Origin of the sequence: Duganella sp. BJB1802 (assembly GCF_013369445.1) — a bacterium.
Classification (GTDB): domain Bacteria; phylum Pseudomonadota; class Gammaproteobacteria; order Burkholderiales; family Burkholderiaceae_D; genus Rugamonas; species Rugamonas vulcania_A.
Genome location: NZ_JABWEF010000004.1, coordinates 380,559 through 395,469 on the forward strand (window position 1 = coordinate 380,559; position 14,911 = coordinate 395,469).

Annotated in this window: 8 protein-coding genes and 1 pseudogene; 3 read left to right on the plus strand and 6 right to left on the minus strand. The window is 67.0% G+C overall.

From position 1 onward, the window contains the following. Window positions 1–6: 6 nt before the first annotated feature. From HUX88_RS09505 to HUX88_RS09530, 6 genes are all read right to left on the minus strand, one after another. Window positions 7–1,125, minus strand: a complete 1,119-nt coding sequence (locus HUX88_RS09505; RefSeq protein WP_176361606.1) for a tryptophan hydroxylase — start codon at window positions 1,123–1,125, stop codon at window positions 7–9. Further along, a complete protein-coding gene (locus HUX88_RS09510) occupies window positions 1,125–2,417 on the minus strand; it encodes an NAD(P)/FAD-dependent oxidoreductase (RefSeq protein ID WP_117012317.1) in 1,293 nt (430 codons plus the stop codon). The genes HUX88_RS09505 and HUX88_RS09510 overlap by 1 nt, the downstream gene beginning before the upstream one ends. After that, a complete protein-coding gene (gene vioB, locus HUX88_RS09515; RefSeq protein WP_176361607.1) occupies window positions 2,417–5,437 on the minus strand; it encodes an iminophenyl-pyruvate dimer synthase VioB in 3,021 nt (1,006 codons plus the stop codon). The genes HUX88_RS09510 and vioB overlap by 1 nt, the downstream gene beginning before the upstream one ends. Then, the gene (locus HUX88_RS09520) at window positions 5,434–6,738 is read right to left on the minus strand and encodes an FAD-dependent oxidoreductase (protein ID WP_176361608.1); all 1,305 of its coding nucleotides are present in this window, start codon (window positions 6,736–6,738) and stop codon (window positions 5,434–5,436) included. Before HUX88_RS09520 ends, vioB begins: the two co-directional genes overlap by 4 nt. Window positions 6,739–7,255: 517 nt before the next feature. Further along, a complete protein-coding gene (locus tag HUX88_RS09525) occupies window positions 7,256–7,759 on the minus strand; it encodes a hypothetical protein (protein ID WP_117023939.1) in 504 nt (167 codons plus the stop codon). Between the two features lie 60 nt (window positions 7,760–7,819). After that, window positions 7,820–8,776 carry a LacI family DNA-binding transcriptional regulator gene (locus HUX88_RS09530; protein WP_229219267.1) on the minus strand — a complete coding sequence of 319 codons (957 nt, stop codon included), beginning with the start codon at window positions 8,774–8,776 and terminating at the stop codon, window positions 7,820–7,822. A 292-nt stretch (window positions 8,777–9,068) separates the two neighbouring features. Here HUX88_RS09530 and HUX88_RS09535 point away from each other — a divergent pair, with 292 nt between their 5' ends. The 3 genes and pseudogenes from HUX88_RS09535 to HUX88_RS09545 all read left to right on the plus strand — a co-directional run. Further along, window positions 9,069–11,567, plus strand: a complete 2,499-nt coding sequence (locus HUX88_RS09535; protein ID WP_176361610.1) for a TonB-dependent receptor domain-containing protein — start codon at window positions 9,069–9,071, stop codon at window positions 11,565–11,567. A 65-nt stretch (window positions 11,568–11,632) separates the two neighbouring features. Then, window positions 11,633–13,654 (plus strand): glycoside hydrolase family 65 protein, encoded by a 2,022-nt coding sequence (locus tag HUX88_RS09540; RefSeq protein WP_176361611.1) that lies wholly within the window; start codon window positions 11,633–11,635, stop codon window positions 13,652–13,654. A gap of 69 nt (window positions 13,655–13,723) precedes the next feature. Beyond that, window positions 13,724–14,911: pseudogene (locus HUX88_RS09545) on the plus strand (hypothetical protein); the annotation flags it as partial.

Here is a 14,911-nt window from a genome sequence, read left to right on the forward strand (position 1 = left end):
CGGCTCCTATCGGCCCAGCGCGTAGCCGAGGGCGGCCATCAACGCGTCCTGCAGCGGCGGCAGGTCCTTGCGGCGGGCGTCGAAGCTGATGGTCAGCTCGGCGTTGCTCAGACCGATGCGGTCGCCGACGGTTTCGAACCAGCGGCGGCTGCTGTTGGCGTGTTCCTTGAACAGCTGCACCAGCGGCACGGCGCGCTCGTTGAAGTTGCGCAGCGCGGCGGCGGTGTCGGGCCCGGTGGCCAGCGTCTTCACCAGCAGGTGGGCCACCACCACCGCCATCGTGGTGCCGTGGCCGATCGAGAAGTGGCCCGACTGCAGCGCGTCGCCGATCAGCACGAACTTGCCATCGCAGGCCAGGTCGTGGCTGAGCGTCATGAAGTTGCGCCAGCCCTGGCCCGGCTGGCTCACCAGTCCGTGCTCGCCCAGCTCGGCGCTGAAGGTGCTGGCGATCCAGGCGGCCGCTTCGCGTTCGGTCATGTTGTCCAGCCCGGCGCGTTCGTAGCTTTGCTCGCTGCATTCGACGATGAAGGTGCTCATCGTGTCCGAGTACTTGTAGGCGTGGCCGATGAAGATGCCCTTGTCGTTGCTGCGGAAGACCAGGTTCATCTGGTCGAACAGCTGGGTGGTGCCGTACCAGATGTATTTGTTGCGGCCGAAGTCGACCTGCGCCGCCAGCGCCGGCGGCAGCTCCAGCGATTTGTGGTTGACGCCGTTGGACACGACCACCAGGTCGTACCCGGCCTCCAGCTCCTCCCGGCTTTGCATCGGCGTTTCGTAGCTGATGGCGATGCCGGCCGCCACGCACTTGGCGCGCAGGGCCTGCACCAGGCCGCGGCGCTCGACGCCGCACAGCGTCACGCCGGTGCTCATCAGGTTGGGCTGGTCGCGGTGCACCAGCTTGAACTCCTCGATGAACTGCGGGTTCAGCAGTTCCGGCTGCTCCAGGTAGGACAGCGGATTGGCCGGATGGCGCGGCGGCCGTCCGGGCAGCACCACGCCCCAGCCCAGCACTTCTTCCTTGGTGTTCTTTTCCGCGATGCTGATGTCCCAGCTGGGCTGGGCTTGTTTCATCTGGCTGGCAAAAATCAATCCTGCCGGGCCGGCGCCGATAACGAGAATCTTCATTAATTTACCCTTCCAAGTTTGTACCACACGTTTTGCTTCTTCTGGATTTGCTGCAGCTCATCGTAGGGAACCGATGTGAAGTACAGTTTCTCCGCCATGTCCGGCGGATAAACATTGGGGAATTTCTTGTGCATGTAGCGCGTGTAGCGCGTCTGCAGGAAGAAAATGAAATTGGGGTTGCTCAGCGCTTCGTAGTTGGCGATCGCCATGTCCTGCATGGCGTCCGCCTGCACCTTGCGCTGGCGGGTGAATTCGGACAGCACCACGTCCAGCGCCTCGCCGTGTTTTTCCAGCAGCGTGATGAAGACGTACACATCCTCCAGCGCCATGTTCATGCCCTGGCCGAGGAAGGGCGCGGTGGCGTGCGCCGAGTCGCCCAGCAGCAGCACGTTGCCCTTGTAGTGGAAGGTGCTGGAGCGCACGTTGATCAGGTCGTTGCTGGGCAGGGCGATGAACTGGTCCACCAGCGCTTGCCGGCTGGCCTCCGGCAGCATGCTGAAGTAGCGGCCAAAGAACTCCGCCATCGTTTCGCGGTGCAGCGTGGCCAGGCTGGGCATGCCGCTGTAGGGCAGGCAGATGGCGAAGCTGATGCTGCCGTCCGGGATGGTGGCGGCGCGGCCGGCGAACAGGCCCTTGGAATCCATGCCGAAGAAGTACAGCAGGTCCTTGCGGAAGCCCAGTTCCTTGGCGTTCGGCAGCACCAGCGTCTTGTAGCCGTGGCGGAAGAAGCTCTGCTTGAATTCGAAGCGCCGCATGCCGCTCTGCATGGCGCGCCGCACGGCCGAGTGGGCACCGTCGGCGCCGATGATCAGGTCGCCGTGCAGGTGCTGCATGACGCCGCCCTTGCCCTGGATGAGCACGGTCTTGTGCTCGAGGTCGACGTCCAGGCAGCGGTGTTCGAAGTAGTACTTCACGTTGTGCTTGACGGCGTAGCGGTTGAGCAGGCGCTGGAAGGCGTTGCGGTCCAGCGAGAGCGGGAACATGTCTTCCAGCGGGCTCAGTTCGCGCACCTTCAACTGACCGCGCACGCAGAACGCCATGCCGACGATGGCCTCGCCGCATTGCTCCAGTTCCTGCCGGCTGATGCCGGCCGCCAGCACGGCCTTGATGCCGCGCACGGTCATGCTGACGCCGATGGCGCGCGAGCTGACCGGGTCGGCCGTGGCGGAGTTGTCCTGCAGCGGGTCGCTGCGCTTTTCGATGACGTGGATGTCGTATCCGCGCTGGGCCAGGTAGATGGCGGTCAGGCTGCCGGCCAGCCCGCCGCCGACAATGATGATGGTCTTTTTCATTACGCTTCCCTTGACATCCTTCCCCGAGATAAATCGGTCAATTGCTGATTAAAGAACTCCAACATTTCGATCTGCGCCAGGCCGACCACGCCGGCCTGCAGGCCGCGCGCATACTGCGCCAGCGACTGGCATTTGTACGCCAGTTGTTCGCATCCCTGGCTGAAGTCGCTGTCGACCTGCGCGCCCGGAGGCATCGGCACCGGCGGCCCGGCGTTGCGGCCCGGCAGGCCGGACGGCATGTTCATCAGCGCCGCCGACAAGGGCCGCAGCAGGCCGGTCATGATGTCGATGGACGCGTTCATCAGCCGCGAGCGGCGCAGGCTGCCCAGCGGCTGCTGCGCGAAGTGGTGCGCCATCAGCTGGAAGGTCAGCTCGTAGCAGCCCTGGTAAAGCTGCATCAGCGAGCGGGCCTTGTGGTCGGTCACCACGGTGCAGTCGGTGCGCGCTTCCAGCACCGGGTTCTTCAGCGCCGGCACGGCCGGTTCGAACGGCTGGGCGCGGGTCGTGTACTGGCCGGCTATCGTGCGCAGCCGCTGGAAGTGCGAGGAGGCGAAGTGCGGCGAGTCGACCGCCACGCCCTCGCCCTGCTCGGTGACGAAGTCGATCGCGAACAGCGCGCTGTCGCGGTCGAACACTTCCAGCTGGTAGCCTGGATAGGCGCGGTTGGTCAGCTCCTTGAGGAACAGGTGGTGCTCGCCGCCGCGCTTGCCGCCGTTGGGGGCGAACAGCTCGGGCAGTTCGGCCAGCGCCTGGCGGATGGCGATGTAGAAGCTGGCGATGGACTTGCCCGGCGTGGGCAGGTAGTCCGGCCATTCGAAGCGCACGAACCTGGCCAGCACATGTTCGGAGAACGGTTCGAAGGCGAACTCGGTGTCGAGGCCGAAGCGCTGCCGCGCCTGCTCGCCCAGCAGCGGCGTGCCGGCGTGGAAGGGTTCGCCGAGCGCCATCAGCACGTTGTTCACCACCAGGTAGTGGATCATTTCCTCGTGGGCGATTTCCAGCAGCGCGCCGCGCGTGCCGCTGTTGCGGCGGCGGTCTTCGGTGCCGCAGGCCAGTTCCAGCTCGTCCTGTTGCCAGCGGCCGGCCTGCACCAGCTGCGCGCCCTGCTCGTAGTTGGGAATCGTGTAGGCGGCGTACAGGTATTGCAGCATCAGCGACAGTTCCAGGTCGATCGCTGTTTTCAGCTCGGCGATCAGCTCGGCCTTGCTGCCGATGGCGCGCGCCGTCGTCGCGGGTTCCGGCTGCGCGGTCCTGGCGGCGGCCTCGACTTGCGTCAGGTATTTCAGGAACAGGCGCGACTTCGGCAGCGACAGCTCGCGCGTGCTCGGCATGTAGTAGCTCTTGTCGCGGTTTTGCGGATCGCACATTTGCCACATCAGGCGCGAGTAGGTTTCGGTCTTGCACTGGTCCGCCAGGCTGAACACCTTGTCCGACATGAAGGGATAGACCAGCTCGTAGTAGCTCATCACGTGCCGGTACAGGAAGTCGTAGTCGACCTGTTCGGCGGGGACGTCGTCCAGGTGCCAGTCGTCAGGCAGCACGCGTGCGCCGATGTGCTGCGCTTCCCGGCCTTCGCCCAGCACGATGCGGGTGGCGCCGGGGCGGCGGCCGGTGACGGTCAGGTCGACGTAGCCTTCGCCGCATGCGGACGGTTGCAGTTGCAGCGCCAGCATGCCGGCGTCCTGCGCCTGCGCGGTCAGCGCCGGGTGCGCGGCCAGCTTGCCGCGGAAGCGGCTTTGCAGCGTGATCGTCTGTGGATAATCCTGTTGTTGTCCACAGTTGGGCGCTTCCAGGTACAGCTGGTTGCTGTCGGACTGCAGCACCCAGTCGGCCTCGTCCCATTGCGCGTGCGCGCTGCCCAGGCGCAGCGCGCCGGACGGCGTGGCGCCGTGCCGCAGCGGCACGTCGAACACACCGTTGTGGCGCCGGTGGTCCAGGTACAGCTGCTCGGGAATGCGCGCCACCAGCGTGCCCGCCGCGTCGTGCAGCGCGAGGTCGCCCAGCGCCTGCTTGCCTCCGAGCGCGTGCGTGGGATGCTGTTCGGAGACGGCATGGGCGGCGCGCGTGGTGTAGGGGATGGCGGTCGGCATGTTGAGCGAGACGCGGTCCGCGTGCAGCTTCACCATCACCGGCCCCAAGCTGCCCTGTTGCGGCAGCAGCAGGCGGCCGCTGGGGTAGGTGGCCAGCTCGTCGCGGCGCCACAGGCCGATGCTGCCGGCCAAGTCGTAGAACACCGGCGAATCGGGCTTCAACGGCGTCGACATGTTGAACAGCGCGTACTGGATGGTCAGGCCCAGCACGTCGTCGTCGTCCAGTGCGTGCTGCAGCGCGCACATGCTGGATGGCAGCGGCGCGTCGGGATTGAACAGGAAGTTGCGGTCCTGCTTGGCCACCGAGAACTGGAACAGGCGCGAACGGCCGAATTCCTCGTCGAGGAAGTGGCCGCTGCGCTCGGTGACGTGGCCGTGGCCGAGCCAGCGCACCGAATGCGCCTGCGGGATGTCGGCGCTGAACAGCGCCGGGGTGTGCGGCGTGGCCAGCTTGCCGCTCAGCGTGAACTGGCCGGCGTAGATCAGCGTGGTGTCCGGCTGGCCCGGGTTGTTGTCGACCCACCGAGCACGGTTGAAGGTGGTGCGCAGGTAGTCGTTGTAGTGTCCCCACAAGGCCAGCCTGGCGCCGACCAGTGCGTCCTCCGTGTCGATGTCCCCTTCCTGCAGCTGCACGCCGGTGATGCGGACGTTCTCCCACGAAAAGTGGTTGTTGCCGCAGAAGTTGTAGCCGGCCGCCTGGCTGAACACGCCTTCCGGGGCCGGCTTGCCGGCGGCGTTGAAGCGGGGCTCGAGCTGCCTGAGGTGCTGGTGGAACTCGGACGGCGGGCGGCTCAGGTCGAACGGCGCGCCCGCCATCGAGATCGCGTTGGTGGCGATGTCGATGTGGCCGTGCGTGTTGCGGTTCGCGGTCGGGACGTTGGCGCGCGCGAAGCCGCGGAAGTGCAGCCGGGGCAGGTCGAGGATGCTCATGCGCCCTCTGCCGACGTGGTGGCCAGCGCATCGGCCTCGCCGGCTGCTTCGGCTTGCTGGCGCAGGCGCTCCAGCAGCAGGCGGGTGGCGTGGCGCGCGCTGATCAGGCTGCCCTCCATCCAGCCGCAGTGCTGGGTGTAGGCGTCCGAGCAGGAGATGATGCCGTCCTGGTGCAGCAGCACGGCCGGATGCGCGCTGTGCGGATCGGTGTAGAACTCGACGCCGTGCGGCCAGTGCTTGTGGAAATGTCCCTTGATCGGCGGCATAGGCTGGCCGTCCAGCGGCAGCGCTTCCTCCAGGTGGCGGCGCACCTGTTCCAGGTACGCGTCCTCGCCCTGCTCCAGGCATTCCCGCCAATAGCTGGCGCTGTCGCTGTCGTTGTAGAACAGCAGGTACTGGTCGCCCTTGAAGTAGATCTTGCGCAGCGGGTTGTTGGTCATCACCACCTTGTCGGTCAGGCCGAGCGCTTGCCACCAGGCGTGGTCGAAGGTCAGGAAGCCTTTGAACAGGGGCAGGGAATCGTATTCGAACGAGCTCCACGCGGACGGGAAATCCAGGTTCAGCTGCGGCATCGCCGATGGCGGCACGGCCATGATCAGGTGGCGGGTGCGGTGCACCGTGGTATCGCCCTGGTGGCTGAAGACGAGCACGTGGTCGGCGCCGGCGCGTTCGACCGACAGCAGCCGGTGCTCCATCTGGAACTCCACGCCGGCGGCCTGCGCCTGGCGTTGCAGCTGGGCCAGCAGTCCGGCGTAGCCTTCGATGGCGTAGCGCCATTCGTTGCCGGCGTTCTCGGTGAAGCTTTGCGTTTCCGGATGCTTCTTGATGATGTCGTAGGCCATGGCGCCGGAGACGATGGGCAGCAGCAAGGCGTCGTAGCCGGTGGCCTTGATCATGCGGATGGCTTCCGCCTCGCCCAGGTAGTGGCTGACGAATTCCAGGAAGGACTCGGTCGGGTGTTCCTTCAGCATCGCGCTCAGGCTGTGCAGCGTGGACTTGAGCTTTTCCTGCTCGCGTCCGCCGGCGGCCACCTCGGTGAAGGGATAGGTCGCGTGCTCCAGTCCGCTGTCCTGCATGAGCTCGTCGAAATGCGGATGCAGCTGCGGCGAGTAGCGGGCCGCGCCCAGTTCGGCGACCTCGTCGCCCACCATGCGCGACTGGATGCGTCCGCCGACCCTGGCGTTCAGATCGAAGATGCGGATGCGGAGATGCTTGCCGAAAGCGGCTTTAATCAACTGAGTTGCACATGCCAACCCTCCCAGGCCGGCGCCAATGATGCAAATGTCGGAATACTGTGTCATCCAGGGGTTCCTTTCAGTCGTAGGCAAGCTACTGATGCGGCTCAAAAAAGTTCAAGTTTGACGAGTGGTTTTTCTGCGTCAGATCAAAGACAGGCCGAACGATAACTTACTTGCATCATTGGCGATTTGACAAACGTCAATGCACCAAAACGGGGCATGTGCTACTTTTGTAGCCTTAAATTTCCAAGGGGAAGTGGATTGACGCGACCGGCAATATCAAGCTATTGCGGGTGAGAATCGTGTGGTGCCGTGCGGCTGGGTTTGGAAGGTGCGGGAGGCAAGCCACGCCGCCCGGCGCTCCGGGCGAAGCGCGTGGATCGGGGGGCGGTGGGAGGAAGGGGCGGTTAGGCGATTGTGCGTAGCCGCTTTCGGCGAGCAAGCGCTCGAAATCCCTTCGTGGAAAATATCGACGATGGCTTGTTTCTTGTCAGTGGCTTGCTGATGGTAAGTCTGGCGGCGCAGCTGTTCTTACTCGAGCGCCGCCACCGCTGGTAGCGGCTGATCTGCTGGCTGGGCGTCAGCGGCCGCCGCAGGCCACCGACGAGCCGTCCGGCGAGGCCTGGCAGAAGGATGCCTGGCCGCCGCACGCGACCTCGTGGCCGTTGGCCGACTGTTCGCAGAAGCTCGCCTTGCCGCCGCAAGCCACGTGCTGGCCATCGGCCGATTTTTCGCAGTAGGAAGCTTCGCCGCCGCAGGCCACGGCGCTGCCGTCGGCCGACTTGGCGCAGAACGAGGCCTGGCCGCCGCAGGCGACTTGCTTGCCGTCGGACGAGGTGTCGCAGAAGCTGGCCTTGTATCCGCAGGCGACCGCGTTGCCGGCCGATGATTTCTGGCAGAAGCTGGCGGCGGGGCCGCAGGCCACCGCCTTGCCGTCGGGCGAGGTCTGGCAGAACGCCGGGCCGCCGTCGGCGCCGGTCGTGGACGAGGCATGGCCGGACTGCGGCACGATGGCCACGCAGCCGGCGCACAACAGGGTGGCAAGGAAGGTCAAGGTGGAACGTGCTGCCTGCGAAATACGCATGGATATCCCCGGAATGGTTGTTGATCTTTTGCTATTATACCCACCGGCGCGCGCGGCGCGTCACCCCGGCTGCATGCAGGCGGCCGTGGTGGCGCCCAGATGCAGCCGCACCGGCACCACGATCTCGCGCAGCGGTCCGCCGTCGATCAACTCCTCGGCCAGGGTGATGGCTTCCACCGCGATGCGCTCGATGTCCTGCACCACCGTGGTCAGGTCGTAGGGCATGCCCGGCAGGCCGTCGAAGCCGACCACCGACACCTGCTCCGGCATCCGCAAGCCCAGGTCTTCAAGCGCGCCGATGGCGCCTATCGCCATCTCGTCGCTGGCGCAGAACAAGGCCGTGAAGCGCAACCCGCCCTCCCATGCGCGCCGCACGGCCCGATAGCCGCCCAGCACCGAGAACTGCCCGTCCAGCTCAAGTTCCGGACGCAGCGCGACGCCGGCCTCCGCCAGTGCCGCGCGGTAGCCGTGCCGGCGGTCGACGTCGGATTGCTGCGCGGTTGGCATGCCGACAAAGCCGATCGCGCGGTGACCCAGTTCCAGCAGGCAGCGGGTGGCGGCCGCGCCGCCGCCGGCGTCGTCCGGCACCACGAAGGCGGCGTTCGGCTGGTGGCCCAGCACCACCGCCGGCACCTTGCGTTGCGCCAGCAGCGCCAGGCGTTCCTGCACCGCTTCGGTGTTGTGCAGCAGCACCGCGTCCGGCAGCCGGGCATAGGTGTCCAGCGGCTCGTTCATTTCGACAAAGCGGGTGCCGCGTTCACCGGCCACCTGCACCAGGGCGCGCCAGAACAGGGTGAAGTAGGGACCGAAGCCGCCCTTGCTCAAGGAGATGCCGACGCTGTGGCGCGAACGCCGGCTCAATTCGCGCGCGGTCGGATCGGGCGAGTAGCCGGAGGCGTTCATCGCGGCCAGGATGCGTTGGCGGGTTTCTTCGGCCATGCGGCCTTTGCCGTTGAGCGCGCGGCTGACCGTGCCTTTCGACAGGCCGAGATTCAATGCAAGTTGGTCCAACGTCATCTTCACTGCGCTTCCCCCGGCCCTGGCACGCCATCCAAAAGCGGCATGATACCGCCATTTGCCGGTTTCGCCGCATGTGTTGCTAATTGCATCGTTGAAGCGGAATAAATTGCAATTCGGTTTGGAACGCTGCATAATTATTTCGTTGCGCAACCGGTTGCGCACAAATGAAACACCGGTTGCTCAATCGATAATTTCGGAAAACAGCAAGATCCGTCAGCGCCGATCCCCAGCCACACCGCAGCGACCGCTTATACAGTTATAGTTAAAAAGATAATAGACGGAGACAAAAATGAAGAATCGCAAGCGTTATTTGCTGTCCACCATCACGCTGGCTGTGTGGGCGTTGACACATCAGGCACAGGCGCAGGAAGGCGCCGCCGCCGCCGCCGACATCGGCGGCGCCAGCCAGGACCGCGCCGACGACAAGCTCAACCAGGTGGTGGTCACCGGCAGCACCTCGCTCAAGCGCACCGTGCGCGAGAGCTCGGTGGCCGTCACCAGCGCCGACCGCGCCGACCTCGACCGCAAGGCGCCGCGCAGCACCGCCAGCGCGCTGGAACTGATCCCCGGCATGATGGTCGAGGACTCCGGCGGCGAGGTGTCCAACAACTACACGGTGCGCGGCCTGGCCGGCGGCGGCCAGAACTTCGTCCAGCTGTCCGAGGACGGGCTGCCGGTGTTCTACCATCCGGGCCTGGCCGACGCCGTGCTCAAGCAGGAACTGTCGATCGACCGCATGGAGGCGGTGCGCGGCGGCACCTCCGGCATCCTGACGGTCAACGGCGCCGGCGCCACCGTCAACTTCATCACGGTGCGCGCCAAGGACGAACCGGAGGGCGCGCTGCGCCTGACCGGCTCCGACTACGGCACCCGGCGCATCGACCTGCGCTACGGCGGCGCGCTGGGCAACGGCTGGTACGCCGGCTTCGGCGGCTTCTACCGCCGCGCCGACTCGGTGCGCGACATCGGCTTCACCGCCGACCATGGCGGCCTGCTGCGCGCCTACGCGGGCCGCAAATGGGGCGGCGGCGAATTCAGCGTCAACGTCAAGCTGGTCAACGACCACAACACCTTCCTGCTGCCGACGCCGTTCCAGAACCCGTCCAATCCGCAGCCGGTGCCCGGCTTCAACGGCAACTACGGCACCTTGCTGAGCGCGGACAACGGCGTGCAGGCCGGCCGCAACTCCAACGGCATCCAGACCAACGACTTGAACGACGGCGTGGCCACCAAGTCGACCTCGGTCGGCTACGCCTTCGAACAGCGCCTGAGCGACGCCTTCACGGTGCGCTCCAAGGGCCGCTACACCGACTTCAAGAACGACTTCAACGCGGTGTTCACCTTCGACAACAACAGCCTGCGCTCGGCCGCCGACCGCCTGAACCCGGCCACCAACGGCGACATCAAGGCCATGCTGGCGCGCTTCCCCGGCACCACGGCGGCCATCCGCGGCGTGGCCAGCGGCACCGTGTACGCCGGCGCCAATCTCGCCAACGTCAGCGGCAACGGCCTGCTGACGGACAACATCTCGGCCAAGAACCGCGCCTACCGCCAGAACTTCGTCAACGATCTGAGCGTCACCTGGACCGCGGCCGGCAACAGCCTGACCGCCGGCCTGCTGACCATCGACCAGGATGAACAGGGCGGCAACGACGGCAACACCCGCTTCCTGGGCGAGGTGAGGAACAACCCGGCCCGCCTCGACATCGTCGCCATCGACGGCGCCGGCAAGGTGGTCGGCCAGCTGACCGACAAGGGCGTGCTGGAATACAACCCGTGGGGCGTGGGCCTGAGCCGCTCCTCGCTGTCGTCGCAGAACCTGTACCTGAACGACGAGTACCAGTTCAACGAGCGCCTGCGGGTGGACGCCGGCATGCGCCTGGAGCATTTCCACTACCGCGCCTGGCGCCCGCAGGGCTCGACCGTGGCGATACCGGGATCGAGCAAGCCGGACGGCAGCGACGCCGACAACATCATGGTCAACAACACCATGCCGGCCTTCAACGGCCAGTACGACTACGTCGACAACGGCGCCGCCAACCACAGCTCGGCCACGGCCGGCGCCAATTACCTGATCAACGACAACCTGGCGGCCTACGCGCGCTATTCGCAAAGCTACCAGGCCAACAACGAGAACCCGGTGACCCGCATCAGCTTTGGCGAGCTGGGCGCGCGCTACCAGCGGCGCGGCTTCTCCGCCTCGCTGACGGCGTTCCGCACCAACTTCAAGAACTACCAGTTCAGCCGCCTGCTCGAAGGCGACAGCCTGGAAACCAAGATCGGCGGCGACATCATCGTCAACGGCCTGGAGTACGACCTGCAATGGAAGCCGCTGCGCTACGCCCGCGTCAACCTGACCGGCGTGGTGCAGAAGTCGTCGATGAACATCAAGAGCGTCAGCGGGCCGTCGGCGTCGACCGTCAACACCGCCAGCCTGGGCTCGCACCCGGAGCGCTCGCCGGACCAGAACTACACGATTACGCCGGCCCTGCTGCTGCCGGATAACAAGGGGGAGGTCTACCTGTCCTACCACCAGGTCGGCAAGCGCTACGCCGACGCCGCCAACTCCTTCGTGCTGCCGGCCTACCACACGGTGGACCTGGGCGCGAACTACCAGTTGACGCCGACGCTGGCGCTGAACCTGAGCGTGCAGAACCTGACCAACACCATCGGCCTGACCGAGGGCAATCCGCGCGCCGGATTCACCGAGGTCGCCGGCGGCAACTACTTCTTTGCGCGCGCCATCCTGGGCCGCAACATGCAGTTCAGCCTGACCGCGTCGTTCTGATTGTGCGTCCTTTGCCGGCCGGCGCGCGCGTCGGCCGGATTTTTTTCAGGCGGAAGAATCCATCCATGATGAAATACCTTAGCATTGCAGCGTTGCTGGTCAGTTCGGCGGTGCACGCCGGCGCGGACGAGGACTGGACCATCGTCGCCCCGGCCATCGATCCGGCCCGCTATCACGGCGTGACGGTCGCCAATGGCGTGCTGGGCCTGGTGTCCTCGGCCGAGCCGATGACGATGGGCGAAGTGGTCCTCAACGGCGCGTTCGACACCTACGGCCGCGGCCGGGTCGACAACATCCTGAAGGGCTTCAACTTCATGAACATCAATCTCGACGTCGATGGCCAGCGCGCCGACGCGGCCCACGTGTCGGGCCTGCGGCAAACGCTGGACATGAAGCGGGCGCTGCTGATCACCGAGTTCGACCTCAAGGACAAGGTCCACGTCCGGCACAGCATCGCCGCCCTGCGCCAGCTGCCCTACACCGCGCTGGCCACGGTGGAGATCATGGCGCGGCGCGACACCACGGTCACGCCATCGGCGCTGATCGAGGCGCCCGACATCCTGCGCGACGTCAGGCAGCTGTACGCCCAGATCGACCGGCCGCACGCGCGCATTCCGCTCATGAGCTCGGTGGCCAAGAGCCCGTCGGGGCGGCATACCGTCGCCGCCGCCGTCAGCTTCATCTTCGAGCGCGGCGCCCGGCCGGAGCTGGTGCACGAGGACGGCGACTACAACCGCCATTCGGCCAAGTTCAGCCGTTCGCTCAAGGCCGGCGAGACGCTGCGCTTCTCGGTGGTCGGCTCGATGCTGTCCTCGGCCCACCTGGCCGACCCGCACAACGAGGCCGAGCGCCTGACCGTGTACGCCGCGCTGCAGGGGCGCGAGCGCCTGATGGCGGCCCACCTCCAGGCCTGGGAAGCCCTGTGGACCAGCGACATCGTCATCGACGGCGATCCGCAAGCCCAGCGCGACATGCGCCTGGCGCTGTACCACCTGTACGCGTTCGCGCGCGAAGGTACGGCCTTCAGCCTGTCGCCGATGGGCTTGTCAGGATTGGGCTACAACGGCCACGTGTTCTGGGACGCCGAGCTGTGGATGCTGCCGCCGCTGCTGGCGCTCAAGCCCGAGCTGGCCAAATCGATGCTCGAATACCGCTTCCAGCGCCTCGGCGCGGCGCGCGAGAACGCACGCAACCACGGCTACCGGGGCGCGATGTTCCCGTGGGAGTCGGCCAGCGAGGGCCACGAGGTCACGCCGGTGCCGGCGCTGACCGGACCGTTCCAGCAGCACATCACCGGCTGCGTCGGCTGGGCGTTCTGGAAGTACTACCAGGTCACCCACGACAAGCAGTGGCTGCGCGAGCGCGGCTATCCGGTGCTGAAGGAAGTGGCCGACTTCTGGGCCAGCCGGGTCGAACGCCAGGGGCCGGGCCGCTACGAGATCAACAATGTGATCGGCGCCAACGAGTGGCAGGAGAACATCGACAACAACGCCTTCACCAACGGCATGGCGATCACCGTGCTGCGCTATGCGGCCCAGGCCGCGCGCGAACTGGGCGTCGCGCCCGATCCCGACTGGGAACTGGTGGCCGCCAACATCCCCATCCTGCGCTTCGCCGACGGCACCACGCGCGAGAACGCCAGCTACGACGGCGTGCCGATCAAGCAGGCCGACGTCAACCTGCTGGCCTATCCGCTCGACATCGTCAGCGACCCGGCCCGCATCGCCCAGGACCTGGCCTACTACGCGCCGCGGCTGGCGCCGGAGGGGCCGGCCATGGGGCTGTCCATCGTCGCCACGCTGCACGCGCGCGCCGGCCAGGCCGAGCAGGCGTACCAGGCCTTCCAGCGCAGCTACCAGGGCCTGCGCCTGGCGCCGTTCGGCGTGCTGGAGGAATACCCCGGCGGCGGCAACCCGTATTTCGCCACCGGCGCCGGCGGCACCCTGCAGGCGCTGCTGTTCGGCCTGGGCGGCCTGCGCATCGACGACCAGGGCATCAGCCAGCGCAAGACCGCATTGCCCAAGCGCTGGAAGCGGCTTGAGCTGCGCGGCGTCGGCGCCGGCCGCGCGACGTTCACGCTGCCCTAGGCCCGGCATTATTTTTCCCGGCCGGCGTGCGCGCCGGCCGGTTTTCCCCACCCGTTTTTGGAACTCCCGATGGAACAGATCCACCCGCTGCCCGACCCCGCCGAACCCGCCCTGCGCTTCTCGCTGCCGGAGGGCCTGGTCGCCAATGAATTCCTGCGCCAGGGGCCGGTCGCCGCGCACCTGCTGCTGAGCTCCGGCGATGCGCCGCGCCTGCTGGCCGCCTTCCCGGCCGGGAACAGCGCCACCGGCCTGTGGTTCAAGCCGGACGGGGCGCCGGTGCGCTGGAACGGCGCCGCCCAGATCCAGGCCGTGCAAGGCCGCGACGACCAGGGCCGCCCGCTGTACGGCATCGCCACCGAGATCGGCGTCGACCGCGCCACGCTGACCGTCAGCGGCGCCGTGCTCAGCTCGGCGCGCGTGCTGCGCGACTACCAGCACGACGGCCGCCTGCCGCTCGGCATGCACAACGCCGTCCACTTCACCAGCGACAGCGTGCGCTGGTCGCGCGACCGCCTCGACGGCGCCGCCGGCTACGCCATCGGACTGGAGGTGCTCAACGGCCGCGTCGACACCGACGCCCACGGCCGCATCACGCTGAGCGCGGCGGCCGGACGCAGCCTGCGCCTGCGGCTGACCGCGCTGTCGGGCGAGCCGGCGCTGCAGCCGCTGCCGCCGGCCCAGCTGTTGCGCGATCCGGCGGCCGGCACGCTGCGCGCGCGCCAGAGCCTGGCATTCCTGAGCTACCGCGACAAGCTGCTGGCCGGCTCGTGGCGCTTCAACACCTATTTCGGGCGCGACACCCTGATGTCGCTGCTGCTGCTGATGCCGGCGCTGACGCCGCAGGCGGTCGAGGCCGGCCTGGCGTCGGTGCTGGACCGGCTCGATCCGCACGGCGCGGTGGCGCACGAGGAGGACATCGGCGAGTGCGCGCTGCTGCACGGCGGCGGCGGCGAGCCGGTGTACGACTACAAGATGGTCGACGACGATTTCATGCTGGCGCCGGTGGCCATGGCCTATCTGCTGGAGCAGCCCGGCAGGGCTGCGCAGTGGCTGGCCGGGCCGGGCGCCGACGGCCAGCCGCGCGGCGCCGCCCTGAGCCGCAATCTGCGCCTGGTGCTGCGGCTGGCCGGCGACTATGCGCTGCGGCCGGGCGTGGCCACGCTGATCCACCTGAAGGACGGCCATCCGACCGGCGACTGGCGCGACAGCGCGGACGGCCTGGGCGGCGGCGTGGTCTCGTACAACGTCAACGCCATC